The organism is Mesorhizobium sp. L-8-10 (assembly GCF_016756635.1).
GTDB lineage: Bacteria > Pseudomonadota > Alphaproteobacteria > Rhizobiales > Rhizobiaceae.
In genome coordinates this window covers 4,812,013-4,830,439 of the sequence record NZ_AP023263.1, presented here as the reverse complement: position 1 = coordinate 4,830,439, position 18,427 = coordinate 4,812,013, and the positions used below count along the sequence as shown (strand labels likewise).

General features: G+C 63.6%; 18 protein-coding genes and 1 tRNA gene. 7 read left to right on the top strand and 12 right to left on the bottom strand.

What is annotated here, in order from left to right:
- Nucleotides 1-204 precede the first annotated feature (204 nt).
- Nucleotides 205-2,664: a phosphoketolase family protein gene (locus JN280_RS22240; protein ID WP_202305286.1), complete on the top strand. Its 2,460-nt coding sequence runs from the start codon at nt 205-207 to the stop codon at nt 2,662-2,664.
- A 63-nt stretch (nt 2,665-2,727) separates the two neighbouring features.
- The gene (locus JN280_RS22235) at nt 2,728-4,047 is read left to right on the top strand and encodes a glucoamylase family protein (protein ID WP_202305284.1); all 1,320 of its coding nucleotides are present in this window, start codon (nt 2,728-2,730) and stop codon (nt 4,045-4,047) included.
- A gap of 136 nt (nt 4,048-4,183) precedes the next feature.
- On the opposite strand, the gene JN280_RS22230 is transcribed toward JN280_RS22235, so the two are convergent.
- The 5 genes from JN280_RS22230 to JN280_RS22210 all read right to left on the bottom strand — a co-directional run bounded on the left by JN280_RS22230 (nt 4,184) and on the right by JN280_RS22210 (nt 8,910).
- On the bottom strand, nt 4,184-5,167 hold the full coding sequence (locus JN280_RS22230) for a branched-chain amino acid ABC transporter permease (RefSeq protein ID WP_202305282.1): 984 nt from the start codon (nt 5,165-5,167) through the stop codon (nt 4,184-4,186).
- A gap of 1 nt (nt 5,168) precedes the next feature.
- The gene (locus JN280_RS22225) at nt 5,169-6,056 is read right to left on the bottom strand and encodes a branched-chain amino acid ABC transporter permease (RefSeq protein ID WP_202305280.1); all 888 of its coding nucleotides are present in this window, start codon (nt 6,054-6,056) and stop codon (nt 5,169-5,171) included.
- Between the two features lie 109 nt (nt 6,057-6,165).
- On the bottom strand, nt 6,166-7,371 hold the full coding sequence (locus tag JN280_RS22220; protein WP_202305278.1) for an ABC transporter substrate-binding protein: 1,206 nt from the start codon (nt 7,369-7,371) through the stop codon (nt 6,166-6,168).
- Nucleotides 7,372-7,418: 47 nt separating this feature from the next.
- Nucleotides 7,419-8,135, bottom strand: a complete 717-nt coding sequence (locus tag JN280_RS22215) for an ABC transporter ATP-binding protein (protein ID WP_446720766.1) — start codon at nt 8,133-8,135, stop codon at nt 7,419-7,421.
- 19 nt (nt 8,136-8,154) lie between these two features.
- Complete coding sequence (locus tag JN280_RS22210) at nt 8,155-8,910, bottom strand: ABC transporter ATP-binding protein (RefSeq protein WP_202305274.1); 756 nt, start codon at nt 8,908-8,910, stop codon at nt 8,155-8,157.
- A gap of 165 nt (nt 8,911-9,075) precedes the next feature.
- Here JN280_RS22210 and JN280_RS22205 point away from each other — a divergent pair, with 165 nt between their 5' ends.
- Nucleotides 9,076-9,816, top strand: coding sequence for an IclR family transcriptional regulator (locus tag JN280_RS22205; RefSeq protein ID WP_202305272.1), 741 nt, complete (start codon nt 9,076-9,078; stop codon nt 9,814-9,816).
- Nucleotides 9,817-10,296: 480 nt separating this feature from the next.
- On the opposite strand, the gene JN280_RS22200 is transcribed toward JN280_RS22205, so the two are convergent.
- A tRNA-Thr gene (locus tag JN280_RS22200) sits at nt 10,297-10,372 on the bottom strand.
- Between the two features lie 61 nt (nt 10,373-10,433).
- Nucleotides 10,434-10,838 (bottom strand): GFA family protein, encoded by a 405-nt coding sequence (locus tag JN280_RS22195; protein ID WP_202305270.1) that lies wholly within the window; start codon nt 10,836-10,838, stop codon nt 10,434-10,436.
- 138 nt (nt 10,839-10,976) lie between these two features.
- On the opposite strand from JN280_RS22195, the gene JN280_RS22190 reads away from it, so the two are divergent.
- The 3 genes from JN280_RS22190 to JN280_RS22180 all read left to right on the top strand — a co-directional run bounded on the left by JN280_RS22190 (nt 10,977) and on the right by JN280_RS22180 (nt 13,857).
- Nucleotides 10,977-11,750, top strand: a complete 774-nt coding sequence (locus JN280_RS22190) for an NAD kinase (RefSeq protein ID WP_202305269.1) — start codon at nt 10,977-10,979, stop codon at nt 11,748-11,750.
- A 161-nt stretch (nt 11,751-11,911) separates the two neighbouring features.
- A complete protein-coding gene (locus JN280_RS22185) occupies nt 11,912-12,145 on the top strand; it encodes a hypothetical protein (RefSeq protein WP_202305268.1) in 234 nt (77 codons plus the stop codon).
- A 206-nt stretch (nt 12,146-12,351) separates the two neighbouring features.
- Complete coding sequence (locus tag JN280_RS22180) at nt 12,352-13,857, top strand: DEAD/DEAH box helicase (protein WP_202305267.1); 1,506 nt, start codon at nt 12,352-12,354, stop codon at nt 13,855-13,857.
- Between the two features lie 51 nt (nt 13,858-13,908).
- Here the strand turns inward: JN280_RS22180 and JN280_RS22175 are convergent, their stop codons facing one another.
- The gene (locus JN280_RS22175; RefSeq protein WP_202305266.1) at nt 13,909-14,232 is read right to left on the bottom strand and encodes a TfoX/Sxy family protein; all 324 of its coding nucleotides are present in this window, start codon (nt 14,230-14,232) and stop codon (nt 13,909-13,911) included.
- Nucleotides 14,233-14,412: 180 nt separating this feature from the next.
- Here JN280_RS22175 and JN280_RS22170 point away from each other — a divergent pair, with 180 nt between their 5' ends.
- Nucleotides 14,413-14,904, top strand: a complete 492-nt coding sequence (locus tag JN280_RS22170) for a GFA family protein (protein WP_202305265.1) — start codon at nt 14,413-14,415, stop codon at nt 14,902-14,904.
- 7 nt (nt 14,905-14,911) lie between these two features.
- Here the strand turns inward: JN280_RS22170 and sufA are convergent, their stop codons facing one another.
- The 4 genes from sufA to sufD form a co-directional block, all read right to left on the bottom strand.
- Nucleotides 14,912-15,301 carry a Fe-S cluster assembly scaffold SufA gene (sufA, locus tag JN280_RS22165; protein ID WP_202305264.1) on the bottom strand — a complete coding sequence of 130 codons (390 nt, stop codon included), beginning with the start codon at nt 15,299-15,301 and terminating at the stop codon, nt 14,912-14,914.
- Between the two features lie 213 nt (nt 15,302-15,514).
- A complete protein-coding gene (locus JN280_RS22160; protein WP_446720852.1) occupies nt 15,515-15,907 on the bottom strand; it encodes an SUF system Fe-S cluster assembly protein in 393 nt (130 codons plus the stop codon).
- A gap of 2 nt (nt 15,908-15,909) precedes the next feature.
- Nucleotides 15,910-17,154, bottom strand: a complete 1,245-nt coding sequence (locus tag JN280_RS22155) for a cysteine desulfurase (RefSeq protein WP_202305262.1) — start codon at nt 17,152-17,154, stop codon at nt 15,910-15,912.
- Nucleotides 17,155-17,158: 4 nt separating this feature from the next.
- On the bottom strand, nt 17,159-18,427 hold the full coding sequence (sufD, locus tag JN280_RS22150) for a Fe-S cluster assembly protein SufD (protein WP_202305260.1): 1,269 nt from the start codon (nt 18,425-18,427) through the stop codon (nt 17,159-17,161).

Sequence of the window (18,427 nt, the reverse complement as noted above, 5' to 3'; positions counted from 1 at the left end):
ACTGGTGAAGAGCCAACTCGATCGCCGATCGGTGGTCGGCCAAGCGATGTCTTGGCGCTGAAGTCCGCAAGCTGTTCGCTCGAATGTCACGGTATATTCGCACAATGCTTGCCGCTGGAGCACCGGCACGGAGTGTGCCGAGCCTATCCGCTTGGCTGGTTCTCTTGCGTTGAACGGTCTCGAACTGTCGACAGGAGCGTTTCCATGGCACCGTCCAAGATTGCAGCCGCCGACAAACATGCTTCCGCCAGGGATCAAGGCGGCCCGCTTTCGAGCCACGAACTGCAGGCGATGGATGCCTATTGGAGGGCTTCCAACTACCTGTCGCTCGGTCAGATCTATCTCCTCGACAATCCCCTGCTGAAGGAACCGTTGAGGCGCGAGCACATCAAGCCGCGCCTGCTCGGCCACTGGGGCACGTCGCCGGGGCTGAACATGCTCTATGTCCACCTCAACAGGCTCATCAAGCGCGAAGACCTGAACATGATCTATGTCATCGGCCCGGGCCATGGCGGACCGTCCCTCGTCGCGCACGCCTATCTCGAAGGAACCTACAGCGAAGTCTATCCGAACATCGGTCAGGACACGGAGGGCATGCAGCGGCTGTTCAAGCAGTTCAGCTTTCCCGGCGGGATCCCGAGCCATGTCGCGCCGGAAACGCCCGGCAGCATCCATGAGGGCGGAGAACTGGGATATGCCCTCAGCCACGCCTATGGCGCCGCCTTCGACAACCCGGACCTGATCGTGACCTGCATCGTCGGCGACGGCGAGGCCGAGACCGGCCCGCTTGCGACGGGATGGCAGGGAAACAAGTTCCTGAACCCGGCTCGGGACGGCTGCGTGCTGCCCATCCTCCACCTCAACGGCTACAAGATCGCGAACCCCTGCTTCCTCGCCCGTATCCCGCGGGACGAACTGCGGAAATTCTTCGAGGGTATGGGCTACGCGCCCTTGTTCGTCGAAGGCAGGGAGCCTGCCGACGTCCATCAGCAACTGGCCGAAGCGCTCGATACCGCCTCCGCGTCGATCAAGCGCATCTGGGCGGAGGCACGCGAGGACGGCAAGGTGACGCGCCCGGCCTGGCCGATGATCGTCTTTCGCACGCCCAAGGGATGGACGTGCCCCGCCGAAATCGACGGCAAGAAATGCGAGGACTATTGGCGCTCGCACCAGGTCCCGATGGGCGAGATGGACAAGCCGGAGCATATCCGGATTCTCGAAGGGTGGATGAAGAGCTACCGGCCCGAGGAATTGTTCGACGATAGCGGCTGCCTCAAGCCCGAAATTGCTTCCCTCGCCCCGACCGGCCATCGCCGCATGAGCGACAACCCCCATGCCAATGGCGGCCTTCTGCTACGCGATCTCCGCATGCCCGACTTTCGCGACTACGCAGTCAGCGTACCGAGCCCCGGCGAAACCATCGCCGAGTCGGCTCGTGTCATGGGCAGGTTCCTCCGGGACGTCATGGCGGCCAATCTCGAGACCGGAAACTTCCGGCTGTTCAGCCCTGACGAGAACAACTCGAACCGCTGGCAGGACGTGCTGGAGGTCACCAGCCGATGCTACATGGCGGAGATCTATCCGGAGGATGACCACCTGGCGCCGGATGGCCGCATCATGGAAGTGCTGAGCGAACACCAGTGCCAGGGATGGCTCGAGGGGTATCTGCTGACGGGACGGCACGGCTTCTTCTCCTGCTATGAAGCCTTCATCCACATAATCGACTCGATGTTCAACCAGCATGCCAAATGGCTGAAGGTGTGCAATCACATCCCGTGGCGCCGGCCGATCGCCTCGCTGAACTATTTCCTCAGTTCCCATGTCTGGCGGCAGGACCACAACGGCTTCAGCCATCAGGACCCGGGTTTTATCGACCACGTCGTCAACAAGAAGGCGGAGGTGATCCGGGTCTATCTGCCGCCCGACGCGAACACGCTTCTGTCCGTGACCGACCACTGCCTGCGCAGCCGCAACTACGTCAATGTCGTGGTGGCCGGCAAACAGCCGGCCCCGCAATGGCTGACCATGGACCAGGCCGTCAAGCATTGTTCGGCGGGGCTCGGCATCTGGGACTGGGCGAGCAACGACAAGGGCTCCGAGCCTGACGTTGTCATGGCCTGCTGCGGCGACGTTCCGACGCTCGAGACCCTGGCCGCGGTGGAACTGATCCGCAAGCACCTGCCTGAACTGAAGGTACGGGTCATCAATGTCGTGAACCTGATGAAGCTGCAGCCCGCCGACGAGCACCCTCACGGCTTGTCGGACCGCGACTTCGACGCCCTGTTCACCAAGGACAAGCCGATCATCTTCGCTTTCCACGGCTATCCCTGGCTGATCCATCGATTGACCTATCGACGGACCAACCACAACAACCTCCATGTGCGCGGCTACAAGGAAGAAGGAACCACGACGACGCCCTTCGACATGGTCGTGCTGAACGAGCTCGATCGTTTCCATCTGGTGGAGGACGTGATCGACCGCCTGCCCCAGCTCGGGGCGCGGGCGGCCTACTTCAAGCAGGCCATCCACGACAAGCTGATCGATCACAGGCAATACATCGAGAAACACGGCGACGACATGCCTGACATCAGCGGCTGGAGATGGGGGCTGGGGAGCGCCGCCGGATCGTATGCGGCAACCTCGACCGAGGGAGACAATCTCTGAAGGGATTTTGACGCGGTCGACCAAGGCATTGGCCGATGTAAGGTGGAGGCTTCCCGGGACCCGATGCGCAGACCTCTGTCGGTAGAAATCGACCTGGACCAGGCTCCGACCGATGCGGAACTGGGCCGGCTGCAATTCACGACGTTGCTTTACTATCTGCACGAGACGAACCCCGACAACGGCCTGGTTCGCGACAAGACGGAGCCGAATGCTCCGGTCAGCATCGCCGCGCTCGGCATGGCCCTGGCGACGATCCCCGTCGTGGTGGAACGCGGTGTCATCATCCGCGAATTTGCGGCCAAGATAACCCGCAAGCGGTTGCGTTATCTGCTGGAATGTCCTCAGGGACCGGAGCCCGACGCCTCAGGTTACAAGGGCTTCTTCTATCATTTTCTGGATATCGAAACCGGCCGTCGCGTCTGGCAATGCGAACTGTCCACCATCGACTCGGCGTTCCTGTTCGCTGGCGCCCTGACGGTGGCGACCTATTTCGATCGCGACACCGCGGACGAAGCGGAAATCCGGCAGATCGCCAACTCTCTCTATGAGAGGGCCGACTGGAACTGGGCCCGCAACGGCGAGGCGACCCTGACCCATGGCTGGCGGCCCGAGAACGGGTTCATCCCCTATCGCTGGCGCGGATATGACGAGGGCCTGCTGCTGTACATTCTCGGCCTGGGCTCTCCCAGCCACCCGCTGCCGCCGGAGAGCTATGTGGCCTATACCTCCAGCTACCAATGGAGGAAAATCTACGACCGCGAACTCCTCTACTGCGGCCCTCTCTTCACCCACCAGCTTTCGCATATGTGGGTCGATTTCAGGGGAATCCGGGATGCATTCATGCGCGAGCGTCAGTCGGACTATTTCGAAAACAGTCGCCAGGCCACGTTCGTGCAGCAGGAATATGCCGTTCGCAATCCCAGGGAGTTCGTCGGCTACGGGGAACACTGCTGGGGGTTCACCGCCAGCGATGGTCCCGGGTGGTGCAAGCGGACCATTGACGGCGTAGAGCGCGAGTTTTTCGACTACATCGCCCGCGGAGTTCCTTACGGGCCCGATGACGGGACCGTGTCGCCATGGGTCGTTCTCGCGTCGTTGCCGTTCGCTCCTGAGATAGTCATCCCGACCGTCCGGCATTTTTCCGTGATGCCTCTCGGCGCGCACCGGCTCTACGGGTTCAAGCCCTCCTTCAACCGGACTTTCGAAGTGGAAGGCAGTCCCACCGGATGGTGGGTGAGCCCCTATCATTTCGGGATCGATCAGGGCCCGGTCGTCCTCATGATCGAGAACTACCGGACAGGCTTCCTGTGGAACATCATGCGCCGCTGCCAACCAATGCTGAGGGGTTTGCGTCAGGCCGGGTTCTCGGGCGGTTGGCTGTAAATTGCACCAGCCCTCCCCGTCCAAGAGTACGCAGCGTTCCGATCGAGTTTCAGCCGTCACGGCTGGCGCGGCCGCGCGGCTTTCGCCGTTCACCTCCTGCGTCCCCAGGGCACCGTGCGCCGGTAGGCCCTGCGGGTCAAAGGGACTTTTTCAGCCACTTCGAAAGGACGCCGACAATACCCTCGCGAAACAGCAGCACACCGAGGACGAAAATCACACCCTGCATCACGGTGACCCATGCTCCGAGATTGGCAAAATAGTTCTGCATGGTGATGACGATTGCAGCGCCCAGCATCGGCCCGAACACCGTGCCCATGCCGCCCAGCAGCGTCATCAGCACGACCTCCCCCGACATGCCCCAGTAAACGTCGGTCAGCGACGCGAGTTGCACCACTATTGCCTTTGTAGCGCCCGCCAGCCCGGCGAGCGTGGCCGAAAGCACGAATACGGCGAGCTTGTAGTGATTGGCGCGGTAGCCGAGCGAGATCGCCCTCGGCTCGTTGTCCCGGATCGCCTTCAATACCTGGCCGAAGGGTGAGTGGATGATGCGATAGATCAGGAGCACGCCGAACATGAAAATGGCCGCGACGACATAATAGAGCGTCGTCGCGTCGGAGAGGTCGAGAATGCCGAACAGATGGCCTCGGGGCACGGCCTGGATACCATCTTCCCCGCCGGTGAACGGCGCCTGCAGCGCGAAGAAATAGACCATCTGAGCAAACGCCAGGGTGACCATCGCGAAATAGATGCCCTGCCGGCGAATGGCGAGCGATCCGAAGAGCGCGCCGAGCACGGCGGCAGCGGCAACGCCCGAGACGATGGCCAGTTCGGGCGGAAGCCCCCAGACCTTGGCCGCGTGCGCCGACACATAGCTCGCCATGCCGAAATAGGCGGCATGGCCGAAGGAGAGCAATCCGCCGTAACCCAGCAGCAGGTTGAACGCCGACGCAAACAGAGCGAAGCACAGGAGCTTCATCAGGAAGAACGGATAAAGCACCAGCGGAGCGATCACGAGAAGGACAGCCAGTCCGATAAAGATCGCCTTGTGGTGACGCTTGCTGTCGCCGGCATGATCGGCAAGGGCGGCCCCGACGCCGACCGGTTCAGCTTCGACGCTCATCTCACGCCTCCCGACCGAACAGGCCGGCCGGCTTAACGAGAAGCACGATGGCCATGATGATGAAGATGACCGTCGAGGCCGCTTCCGGATAGAACACCTTGGTCAGGCCCTCGATCAGGCCGAGCGCGAAGCCGGTGACGATGGCGCCGAGGATCGACCCCATGCCGCCGATGACGACCACGGCAAACACGACGATTATGAGGTTGGAGCCCATCATCGGATTGACAGCGTAGATGGGAGCGGCCAGCACGCCGGCGAAACCCGCGAGCGCGACGCCGAAACCATAGGTGAGCGTGACGAGCAGCGGCACATTGATACCGAATGCCTGCACCAGGGTCGGGTTCTCGGTGGCGGCGCGAAGATAGGCGCCGAGCCTGGTCTTTTCGATGACGAACCAGGTGGCAAGGCAGACGGTGAGCGAGGCGACGACCACCCAGCCGCGATAGAGCGGCAAGAACATGAAGCCTAGATTGACGCCGCCGGAAAGCTGCGGAGGGAGGGAATAGGCCATGCCCGACACACCATATGCGTTGCGGAACAGTCCCTCGATGATCAGCGCCAGCCCGAAGGTCAGCAGCAGTCCGTAAAGATGATCGAGCTTGTGCAGGCGCGAGATCATCGTTCGCTCCAGCACGATGCCGACGGCGCCGACGATCAGCGGTGAAAGGATCAGCGCCGGCCAGTAGCCTATGCCGAGATAGGTGAGCAGCATCCAGCCGACGAACGCGCCCATCATGTATTGCGCGCCGTGGGTGAAGTTGATGATGTTGAGAAGACCGAAGATAACCGCCAGCCCAAGGCTGAGCGTCGCGTAGAACGCACCGTTGATGAAACCGAGGAGCAACTGGCCGTAGAGCGCTGCCATCGGGATACCGAATATTTCCGCCATCGGACCTTGCTCCGGGAGACCTCAGATCGGCACAGGGGCGCTCCTGCTGGAACGCGCCCTGCCACACCGGGGCGCCGGGGAGCGCGTGCTTCCCGGCGCGCCTGGCGTCTTACTTCACCAGACTGCAGCCGCCGTCGGCGAGCGGACGGAAGGCTTCCGCTGCAGGAATGGTGGCGACGGTCTTGTAGAGATCCCAGTCGCCCTTCGATTCTTCGGGCTTCTTGACCTCGAACAGGTACATGTCGTGCACGTGACGGCCGTCGGCACGGATCTGTCCCTTGCCGAACAGCGGATCCTCCGACGGGGTCTCCTTCATCTTGGCCATGACGGCAGCTGTGTCCTTGCTCTTGGTCGCTTCGACCGCCTTCAGATAATGGAGCACCGAGGCGTAGACGCCGGCGTGAACCATGGTCGGCATGGCGCCGCCATGCCTCTCGGCGAAGCGCTTGGAGAAGTCACGCGTGCCGTCGTTCTGGTCCCAGTAGAAGGCTTCGGTCATCACCAGCCCCTGGGCCGTGGCGAGGCCGAGACCCTTGACGTCGGTCGCGAAGGTCAGCAGGCCGGCGAGTTTCTGGCCGCCCTGCACGATGCCGAACTCGGCCGCCTGCTTGATGGCGTTGGTCGTATCGGCGCCGGCATTGGCCAGGCCGATGACCTTGGCGCCCGATCCCTGGGCCTGCAGCAGGAAAGACGAGAAGTCCTGGCCCGGGAAAGGATGGCGGACCGCGCCGAGCACCTTGCCGCCTGCCTTTTCGACGACGGCGGAGGTGTCGCGCTCAAGGGCATGACCGAAGGCATAGTCGGCGGTCAGGAAGAACCATGTGTCTCCACCCGCCTTGACCATCGCGCTCCCGGTACCATTGGCGAGTGCCCAGGTGTCGTAGGTCCAGTGGACGGTGTTGGGCGAGCATGCCTTGCCGGTGAGGTCGGACGAGCCGGCTCCGGAGTTCAGCATGATCTTGTTCTTTTCCTTGGTGATCTCGCTGACGGCGAGCGCCACCGACGAGGTCGGCACGTCGAGGACGACGTCCACGCCGTCCTGGTCGTACCATTGCCGGACGATGCTCGAACCAATATCGGGCTTGTTCTGGTGATCGGCGGAAACCACCTCGACGGCGATGCCCTTTTCGGCCGCCTTGAAGTCCTCGGCCGCCATTTTCGCGGCGACCACCGAGCCTTCGCCTGCCAGGTCGGCATAGAGGCCGGAACGGTCGTTCAGCACGCCGAGCTTGACGCTGATCTGGTCTTGCGCCAGCGCGCTGCCTGTCATCAACGCGGCTGTCGCCACCGCCAGGACAAGTTTCTGCACCTTCATTGACTCTCACTCCCTGTGTGTTGGTCGAATTGTGCGGGTCGAAATCGTCAGACGCCGAGATAGCGATGAAGCTTGTCCATGCTTGCATCGAGATCCGCGTTGGCGATCTCGTCCACGACGCGCCCCTGCTCGACGACGTAGTGACGGTCGGCGACCGTGGCGGCGGCGTGGAAGTTCTGCTCCACCAGAACGATGGTGAAGCCCATCGACTTGAGCTTCCGGATCATGAGGCCGATCTGCTGCACGATGACCGGGGCAAGTCCTTCGGTTGGCTCGTCGAGCAGCAGAAGGCGCGCGCCGGTCCGCAAGATCCGGCCGATGGCCAGCATCTGCTGCTCGCCCCCGGAAAGCTTGGTGCCCTGGCTGTGCAACCGCTCCTTCAGATTGGGGAAAAGCTCGAAGATCTGCTCCAGCGTGAAACCGCCGGGCGCGACCACCGGCGGCAGCAACAGGTTCTCCTCCACATCCAGGCTCGAGAAGATGCCACGCTCCTCCGGGCACCACGCAATGCCTTTCTTCGCGATATGCCGGGAACCGACGCCGATCAATTCCTCATTGCGGAAGCGGACCGAACCCTTTTTCTTGTCGATGACGCCCATGATCGCCTTGAGCGTCGTCGTCTTGCCGGCGCCGTTGCGGCCGAGCAGCGTGACCACCTCGCCGGGGCGGACATCGAAACTCATGCCGTGCAGCACATGCGATTCGCCATACCAGGCATGCAGGTCGCGGACCGTGAGCAATGTCGAGGCCTCCGCGCCGGGCATCGGCCGATCCGTCGCGGGATCAAGCATGTCCGACTCCGATATAGGCTTCGAGCACGCGCGGATCCTTCGATACCGTGGGATAGTCGCCTTCGGCGAGCACCTTGCCGCGGGCGAGCACCGTGATGTAGTCGGACAGGGTCGAGACGACAGAAAGATTGTGCTCCACCATCAGGACTGTGCGGTCCTTCGAGACCCTGCGGATGAGTTGACTGATGCGGTCGACGTCCTCGGCGGTCATGCCGGCCATGGGCTCATCGAGCAGCATCATTTCGGGGTCGAGCGCCAGCGTGGTGGCAATTTCGAGCGCGCGCTTGCGACCGTAGGACAATTCGCCGGCCGCGATATCCTCGAATTCGGCAAGGCCCACGGCATCGACCAGTTCACGGGCCCGGCCGTTCATACCGTTCAGCGCCCGCTCCGATCGCCAGAAATGAAAGGAATCGTTTCTCGATCGCTGCAATGCTATCCGGACGTTTTCCAGCACGCTCATATGCGGGAACACGGCCGATATCTGGAAGGAGCGGATCAGGCCGAGACGCGCGATGTCCGCCGGCTTGCGCGCGGTTATGTCCTGCCCCTTATAGACGATGGTTCCTCGGGTCGGGCTCAGAAACTTGGTCAGCAGATTGAAGCAGGTAGTCTTGCCGGCGCCGTTGGGACCGATGAGGGCGTGGATCGTGCCGCGCCGAACCTTCAGGTTGACGCCGTCTACGGCAAGGAAACCCTTGAATTCCTTCGACAGGCCGTTAGCCGACAGGATGATGTCCTCACCCATGGCATCCTCCCATTTGCCCTGCGCTGCCGGATCTTGGCGTCCAATTGCCGGAAAGAGTAGCGGCCGGAAGTGAGCGAGTCAAACTAATTCACTGGCAAGCATTTTAGTTCACGGTTATGAACTACCCAAGCTTGGAAGATATACACAAGCCTGGGAGGAATGCCTTTGAGGGTAAGGCAAATCGACAAGGTGCTGGATCTGTTCGAGGTCTACGCGCGAGAAAAGACGTCTCTCACGCTGACGGCCCTGTCCAAGGCCCTGGGAATTCCCAAGTCGAGCACGTTCAATGTGATCGAGACCCTGGTGGCCAGGGGCTTCCTGTACGAAACGAAGCCGAGGGGCGGCTACTATCCGACGGCACGGCTGCTCGACCTGTCGCGTTCGATGATGGAGGGCGACCCGTTGGTCCAGCGCGTCCACGGCGAACTTGCGGCTCTGGCCGCCGTCACCGGCGAGACGGCTGTATTGTCGGTGCGCGATCAACTCGACGTCGTGTATGTCGATGTCGTGGAGTCGACCGCCCCGATCCGCTACTTCGCCAAGGTCGGAGAGCGGCGCGCCATCCACACGACGTCGAGCGGCAAGGCCATCCTGACGGCTTACGACACGAAAGAACGCGAAGACATCCTGCGTTCGTTAAGCTATGCGCCCATCCAGCCTGCGACCAAGATGAACGCCGGAGAGCTCGCCGAAGATCTGGACCGGTCCATCGAGCGCGGCTGGTGCGAGGACCGGTCGGAATCGACACCGGACGTCATGGGCCTGGGCGTTCCGATCCGCAGCGGCGACCGCCGCTTCGGCCTTGCACTGGCAGGTCCGCTCTACCGTATGCAAGGCAATCTCGACACATTGGTAGGGCATCTGCTGGCGGCTGCCGAACGGGTCGAGAATCTGATCAGAAGCTGAAGCGTGTTCTTCTGGAAATAATGCTGCGCCATATCCGAGCGGGATCGAACCCGGAGGGTTCGCAAGGGCGACCGCCCGCCCGCCGGCCAGACCGCCCCATCGGAGCGGTGAGCGAAGCGAACTCGCGTGAGATCAAGAAATGGTGCGGGGCGAAGGATCAAACCCGGAGGGGTTCGCAAGGGCGACCGCCCGTCGGCCGGCCAGGCCGCCCCATCGGAGCGGTGAGCGAAGCGAACTCGCGTGAGATCAAGAAATGGTGCGGGGCGAAGGGTCAAACCCGGAGGGTTCGCAAGGGCGACCGCCCGTCGGCCGGCCAGGCCGCCCCATCGGAGCGGTGAGCGCAGCGAACTCGCGTGAGATCAAGAAATGGTGCGGGGCGAAGGATCGAACCCGGAGGGTTCGCAAGGGCGACCGCCCGTCGGCCGGCCAGGCCGCCCCATCGGAGCGGTGAGCGCAGCGAACTCGCGTGAGATCAAGAAATGGTGCCCCCGGACGGACTCGAACCGCCGACCCCCTGATTACAAATCAGGTGCTCTACCAACTGAGCTACAAGGGCATCGGCGCACCGGTTAGCACATCCGTCGCGCCAGTAAAGTCAATTGTGCGGCGCGCGCCGCTCAATCGCGTTCGATGGCCTCGATGGAAGGGATATCTGCCAGCCACCCCACGGCCGAGCGGCACCAGATCTGGCGCTTCGGCACGAGTTCGGCACGCTGGCGCATCGTGCCGGTGCGAAGCCCGAGTATCTTCGACCCCTCGCCCACCGATGTCGCGTAGATCGCCGAGCCGCACTCGCCGCAGAAGGCCTGCGCCCGCTTCCTGCCGCTTTCGGCGGTCTTCACATAGATCTTCGGCGTGCCGGATTTCAGGTGGAAATCGGCTTCCGGCGCCGGCACGTTTACCCGGAAAGCCGTGCCGGAGAGTTGCTGGCAATCCGTGCAGTGGCAGATGGACACCTTGTCGGGATCGATCTCGGCCTCGTAGCTTATGCGGCCGCAATGGCAGGAACCGTCGATCTTCATGATATTCACCTCATGGGGTCGACTTTAGACCCGTACGGCCGCAGCGCAATCCGGTTTCTTCGAGAGCGCGGCCTTTGCACGAACAGCGCCCGCATGCTACCCGGCAGACGCCCGATCACGCCGGGCCCGGGAGGAACGATGCACAAAGCCGCGCCGATTTTCGCCTTCGTCTCTTCCGATGCCCCCGACGCACACGAGGCGGCCGAGCGGCTCGCCGGCCGCTACGGCCAGGCGAGCGTGGAGGATGCCGAGACGATCGTCGCGCTCGGCGGCGACGGCTTCCTGCTGCAGACGCTGCGTGAGACCATGGGCTCGGGCAAGAAGGTCTATGGCATGAATCGCGGGACCATCGGCTTCCTGATGAACGAATTCAGCGAAGATGGCCTCTGCGAGCGTATCGCTGCGGCCGTGGCCGAAACCATCCGGCCGCTGGAGATGCAGACGGTGGATGCCGCCGGCCGCACCGCCACCGCACTCGCCATCAACGAGGTGTCGCTCTTCCGCCAATCCTACCAGGCCGCGAAGGTCCGTATCGCGATCGACGGCAAGGTGCGGCTCGAGGAACTGATCTGCGACGGCGTGATGGTGGCGACACCAGCCGGATCCACCGCCTATAACCTCTCCGCGCACGGCCCCATCCTGCCGCTCGACGCGCCGCTGCTGGCGCTGACCGCGGTCAGCCCGTTCCGGCCACGCCGCTGGCGCGGCGCGCTGCTCCCGAACAAGGCGACCGTCCGCTTCGACATTCTGGAAGGGGAGAAGCGCCCGGTGAACGCGGTTGCCGACCACACCGAAGTGAAATCCGTCGTCGAAGTGACGGTGACGGAAGCGCGCGACGCCACGGCGACACTGCTTTTCGACGCCGGACATTCCTGGAGCGAGCGTATCCTCGCCGAGCAGTTCCGCTACTGACGCCAGCTTCGACCGATCCGTGCTTCGTCGACGAGACGAGCGTGTCCGCGTGACGATGGGATCCGCCGGGTGATGAAGCCGGACGGCACGCTCATGGTTTTCGCTGGTCCCCCTTTGACGGTCGGTGGCCGTTTCGCCGGGCCCGAACCGGACGCCCGTTCATGCTCGACGGCACCTATTTCGGCTGCGAACCTTTCGAAGGTGCGGACGAACATGGCGGCCTGGCCATGCAGTTTGCCTGGTGGTCTCAACCCCTGCAGGCGGCGCTGGAGGCGGCCGGGCTTGCGATCACGGCATTGCGTGAGCCCATTCCCGATCCAGTGAAAGGAGACCGCCTGGACCGGTGGGCACACCTCCCGCTGTCCTTGTGGTTCAACGCCCGCATCCTGGCATGACCTTTCGCCGCACCCGGGGCGCAGCGTGCGTCATTGAAAATCCGCAAGCCGGGATTAAGTATAAGCGGTCGCCGATGACGCACCTGCTTCAGGTTGTGTTGACAAATCGCTAACTTCTCCGTATCGCGTTGCGCAACAGGCAGACGCGCAGCGTTTGCGGAGACGGCCCCGGCGGGCCCTCCCAACCAGCCAAAGATACCAGACACTTGTCCTCAGACGATCAGACCGCGCAAGAAGCGTTGACCTTTGCAAGCCTCGGCCTTTCGCCGAAGGTGCTTTCCGCCGTCACCGACGCAGGCTACCAGCAGCCGACGCCGATCCAGGCTGGCGCCATCCCGCATGCCCTGCAGGGCAAGGATGTTCTGGGCATCGCCCAGACCGGCACGGGCAAGACGGCGTCCTTCGTGCTGCCGATGCTGACCCGCCTCGAAAAGGGCCGGGCAAGGGCGCGCATGCCGCGTACGCTGATCCTCGAGCCGACGCGCGAACTCGCCGCGCAGGTCGAGGAGAACTTCGTCAAATACGGCAAGAACCATCGTCTCAACATGGCGCTGCTGATCGGCGGCGTTTCCTTCGACGAACAGGACCGCAAGCTCGAGCGCGGCGCCGATGTGCTGATCGCGACGCCCGGCCGCCTGCTCGACCATTTCGAGCGCGGCAAGCTGCTGCTCACCGGGGTCGAGATCCTTGTCATCGACGAGGCGGACCGCATGCTCGATATGGGGTTCATCCCCGACATCGAGCGCATCTGCAAGCTCATCCCCTTCACCCGCCAGACGCTGTTCTTCTCGGCGACCATGCCGCCCGAGATCACCAAGCTCACCGAACAGTTCCTGCACGCGCCGGTCCGCGTCGAAGTGGCGAAGGCCGCGACCACCGCCACCAACATCACCCAGCACCTCGTGAAATCGGGCTCCAAGCCCTGGGACAAGCGCGAGGTTCTGCGCAATCTGATCCGCGCCGAGGAAGACGGGCTCAAGAACGCGATCATCTTCTGCAACCGCAAGGTCGAGGTCTCCGAACTCTTCCGGTCGCTGGTTAAGTACGACTTCGATGCCGGCGCGCTGCATGGCGACATGGATCAACGCGCGCGCATGACGATGCTTTCGAATTTTCGCGACGGCAAGCTGAAGCTGCTCGTCGCTTCCGATGTCGCCGCGCGCGGACTCGACATTCCAGATGTCAGCCACGTCTTCAATTTCGACGTACCGATCCATGCCGAGGACTATGTCCACCGTATCGGCCGCACCGGCCGCGCCGGGCGCTCCGGCAAGTCGTTCACCATCGCCACGCGCTCCGACGTCAAATATCTGGACGCCATCGAGCGGCTGATCGGCAAGAACATCGACTGGCTCGACGGCGATCTGTCGACCCTGGTGGTGAGCGAGAGCGACGACGACGGCCCGCGCCGGGGCCGAGGCGCATCGCGCCGCAGTGGCCGCAAGGACGAGGTCGAGCGCAAACCGCGTGGCGGAAAGCGTGCCCATGCCGGCTCCGCCGCCGAGCAGCCCGATGTGGTGCCGCATGAAGCGGTCGAGGAGCGCCGCGTCCGCAAGGACGCGATTCGCGCCGACAATGCCGACCGCAAGGGCAAGCCGGAACATCGTCGAGACGATCGTGCGCGCCGCCACCGGGACGATGACGACGTCAACACGGTCGTCGGCTTCGGCGACGACGTGCCGGCTTTCATGAAGGTTGCAGCCAAGGTTTAGCCGCCACGGCCGAATCCTGCATGACGCTCCGAGGCAAGCGCCAGCGCGCCTCTATTTCCCCGCCCTCACCCCGGCCTCATAGGCCTTGCGCGCCCAGGGTTTCATCTCGTCGGGATCATCCATCGCGCCGTCGGGCACGCTCCAGTAAGGCATGGCGACCAGCTTGCCGTGCCACGAGCCGGTATAGGTCCACTGGGTGCAGCCCGCCGCGATGAAATCCGGCTCGGTTTCGCCATCCGCCTTCAGGCGCAGCTCGCCGCGGATCTCGACAGCGATGATCACGCCGTTGTGGTAGATGCCCTTGCCTCCGAACATTCTCCTGATCTGGATCGGCCCCAGGCCGGAAAAAAGATCGAGCAAAGCGTCATTGTCCATCGGGGTTCATCCGGTGATTGTCCTGGGGTGATTGTCCTGGCCGGCGCATCTTTCCAAAATCGGAACGATTTTGGAAAGCACGAAACGTCGACAAGATGAGCACCCGCTGCGTGCCCGAAATGGACGCGCCACACTCACACGTGGCAGTGTGCATCGCGCCATCATTGGAGGAAAGCGCCGATGCTGCTGAATGGATCCTGCCACTGCGGGGCGGTCCGCTTCTCCGTGGAGAGCCACACCCCAGTCCCCTACCAGCTCTGCTACTGCTCGATCTGCCGGAAGCAGCAGGGCGGCGGCGGATTCGCGATCAATCTCGGCGCCGATGCCGATACGCTGAAGATCGAGGGAGAGCGTCACCTCGGCGTGTATCGGGCGCGGATCGAGGACGATGAGCGGCCGCATTGCGAGGTCTCGACCGGCGAGCGCAACTTCTGCCGGAAATGCGGGGCCGCACTCTGGCTCTACGATCCGACGTGGCCGGAGCTGGTGCATCCGTTCGCGTCGGCGATCGACAGCGAATTGCCGAAAGCGCCCGAACGCGTCCATCTTATGCTGAAGTACAAGGCGTCCTGGGTCGAGCCCGATATCGCCGACGGCGACCGGACCTTCGAGCTCTATCCCGAGGAATCGATCGCCGATTGGCACCGGCAGCGCGGACTATGGGTGGACTGAGGTCGCTTCAGGCGGCGGTCGCAGCGGCCCGCGCCTCGGCGAGGGCCTTGAGGTCCGCCGGCTTCAGCTCGACCGATTCGCCGCAGCCGCAAGCGGAACTCTGGTTCGGGTTGCGGAAAGTGAAGCCGGTGCGCAGCGTGGTCGTCTCGAAATCCATCTCGGTGCCGAGCAGGAAAAGTGCGGCCTCCGGCGCCACATAGACATGGACGCCGTCTCGCTCGATATGGTCGTCCTTCGGGTTCGGCTCGGTCACGAGATCGATCGTGTATTCCATGCCGGCGCAGCCGCCCTTCTTGACCCCGACGCGGATGCCATGCGCGTTGTCGCGATCCGCCACGATCTCGCGCACGCGGTCCGCAGCCCTTTCAGTCAGGCTCATGACGGCGAAACGTCCCATCTCATTCTCCACGCTCGCGCGGGTTCAAGGCCCGCGGAAACAGTCTCACCCAAAATATCGACGGTCAATATCGACCGTCGGGAGCGCGCGACTGCGCGCCGCGCCCGTTGGCCCGAAAAGCCACGCGATCCAGATGGATCGCGCCGGCAATTGAGGCCCGCAGCCATAAGATGGTGAAGATTCGGGCGCTATGCAACCCGCCCGCCGATACTCTCAATACCATCCGACGGCGACCTGCGCCTCTTCCGACATGCGATCCGGCGTCCAGGGCGGGTCGAACACCATGTTGACCTCGACGTCGGACACGCCTTCCACGGCGCTCACTGCATTCTGCACCCAGCCAGGCATCTCGCCCGCCACGGGGCAGCCGGGCGCCGTCAGCGTCATGTCGATCCTGACCGTGCGGTCATCCTCGATGTCGACCTTGTAGACGAGGCCGAGCTCGTAGATGTCGGCCGGGATCTCGGGATCGTAGACCGTCTTCAGCGCCGAGACGATATCGTCGGTCAGCCGCGCCAGTTCGTCGGCGGGAATGGCCGATGCCGAGAATACGCCCTTGGCTGGAGCCTCGGTCCCCGTGGTCTCTGTAGCAGCGTCTTCCATCATGCTCACCCGAAGAATTTCCGCGCCTTCTCAAGCGCTTCGGCCAGGATGTCGACTTCGGCCCTGGTATTGTACATGCCGAACGATGCCCTGCATGTGGAGGTGACGCCGAAGCGTTTCAACAGCGGCTGGGCGCAATGGGTGCCGGCGCGCACGGCCACGCCGGCCCGGTCGATCACCATCGACACGTCATGGGCGTGGATGCCCTGCAATTCGAAGGAGACGATGGCGCCCTTGCCGGGCGCGTCGCCGAAGATGCGCAACGAATTGATCGCGCGCAGCCGCTCATGCGCATAGTTCTTCAGGTCCGCCTCGTGCGCGGCGATGCGCTCGCGGCCGACCGTCTCCATATAGCCCAGCGCGGCTCCGAGCCCGATCGCCTGGACGATCGGCGGCGTGCCGGCCTCGAAGCGATGCGGCGGATCGTTGTAGGTGACGTTGTCCTCGGTCACCTCCAGGATCATCTCGCCGCCGCCGTGGAAGGGGCGCATGGCCTCCAGCATGTCGCGGCGGCCGTAGAGCACCCCGATGCCGGACGGACCGTAGACCTTGTGGCCGGTGAAGACGAAGAAGTCGCAGCCCAGATCCTGCACGTCGATCGGCATGTGGACGGCGCTCTGGCTGCCGTCGACCAGCACCGGGATGCCGCGCTCATGCGCGATACGGCAGATCTCCTTGATCGGCGTCACCGTGCCCAATGCGTTCGACATGTGGGTTATGGCGACCAGCCTGGTCTTCGGCGTCAGCCGTTTCTCGAATTCCTCGATATGGAAGGCGCCGAGATCGTCGACCGGCACCCACACCAGCTTGGCGCCCTGGCGCTCGCGGATGAAATGCCAAGGCACGATGTTGGAGTGATGCTCCATGATCGAGATGACGATCTCGTCGCCCTCGCCAAGGCGTGGCATGCCCCAGCCATAGGCAACGGCGTTGATCGCCGAGGTGGTGTTCGACGTGAAGACGATCTCCTCGGTGCTTCCGGCGTTGAGAAAGCGCCGCACCGTCTCGCGCGCCTTTTCATAGGCGTCGGTCGCCGCATTGGACAGGAAATGCAGCCCGCGATGGACGTTCGCATATTCCTGGCCGTAGGCATGGCTGATCGCGTCGAGCACGGCCTGCGGCTTCTGCGCTGAGGCGCCGCTGTCCAGATAGACGAGCGGCTTGCCGTAGACCTCGCGCGACAGGATCGGAAAGTCGCGGCGGATCGCTTCGACGTCGTAGAACTCCGCAGCCTTGCCAGGCGCATTCATGGCATCACCCGTGTGTCGCAAACCAGTCGCCGAGCCGCTCTTCGAGCGCATCCACGACCTCTTCCTCTTCGAGCCCCTCGATGACCTCCGCGAGGAATGCCCGGACCAGCAGCCCCCGTGCCGTCTTCTCGTCGATGCCGCGCGCCATCAGGTAGAAGAGATGGTTGTGGTCGATCTCGGTGACGGTCGCACCGTGGCCGCAGGCGACGTCGTCGGCGAAGATCTCGAGCTCCGGCTTGGTGGAGAACTCGCCGTCGTCGGAAAGCAGCAGCGTGTTGCATGCCATCCTTGCGTCGGTCTTCTGCGCATGCTGGAAGACGTTGATGCGCCCCTGGAACACGCCGCGCGCCTTGCCCGTGACGACATTGCGGATCACCTCGGTCGACGCCGTATGCGGAACCGCATGGTCGAGCACCATGGTCACGTCGGTGTGGGTGTCTCCAGCCAGAAGGTTGATGCCGCGCAGCGTGAACACCCCGCCCTCGCCCGCTGCCGTGACGCGGATCTCCTGGCGCACCAGCTTGCCGCCGGCATTCATCACGAACAAGGTGAGCTTTGCATTCTTGCCGATCTCGGCATTGAACTGGCCGAGATGCGTCGCGCCATCAGGCTGGTCCTGCACGATCAGATAGAGCACCTCGGCATCGTCGCCGACCAGCAGATGGCCGACGGAGGAGACGAAGGCCTCGCCCGTGCCGGTCTGGCGCTCGACGATTGTCGCCCTGGCGCCGGCGCCGACCCGCACCGGCAGGCGCACATGGGTCTGCCCGCCGGCCTGGACGTTCTGCAGCTCCAGCGGTTTCTCGAGCGCGGCGCCGGCAGCAATGTCGACGAAATAGCCGTCGGCGACAAAGGCGGCGTTCACCGCACCGATCGCGTCGTCGCTTCCGCTGAGCTCCAGAGCCGGCGCGAAACTGCCGTCGGTCAGCTTGTCCTCGAGACGGGTGACGCTCACCCCTTCGATGTCAGGCGTCTTCGCAGCGGCGACGCCGTTGAGCACGGCAAGGACCGTCGAGCCTTCGAGCACGGGAGCCTGGGCAGCCGCCTTGGCCGTGAGGTCGTGCGCAGGCACGGTCGTCAGCATCCGGCGGAAATCGGTGTAGTGCCAGGATTCGACGCGTCGCGTCGGCAGGCCGGCCTTGACCGCCTCGATCGCGGCGTCGCGCTTCACCATGACGGCGCCGTCGCCGGGCAGCAGCGACAGCCGCTCGTCGAAGGCGCTGACGAGCGCCGCCTCGGCGGCCGTGCGCTGGGGTTGGGTATGCATGTTCAT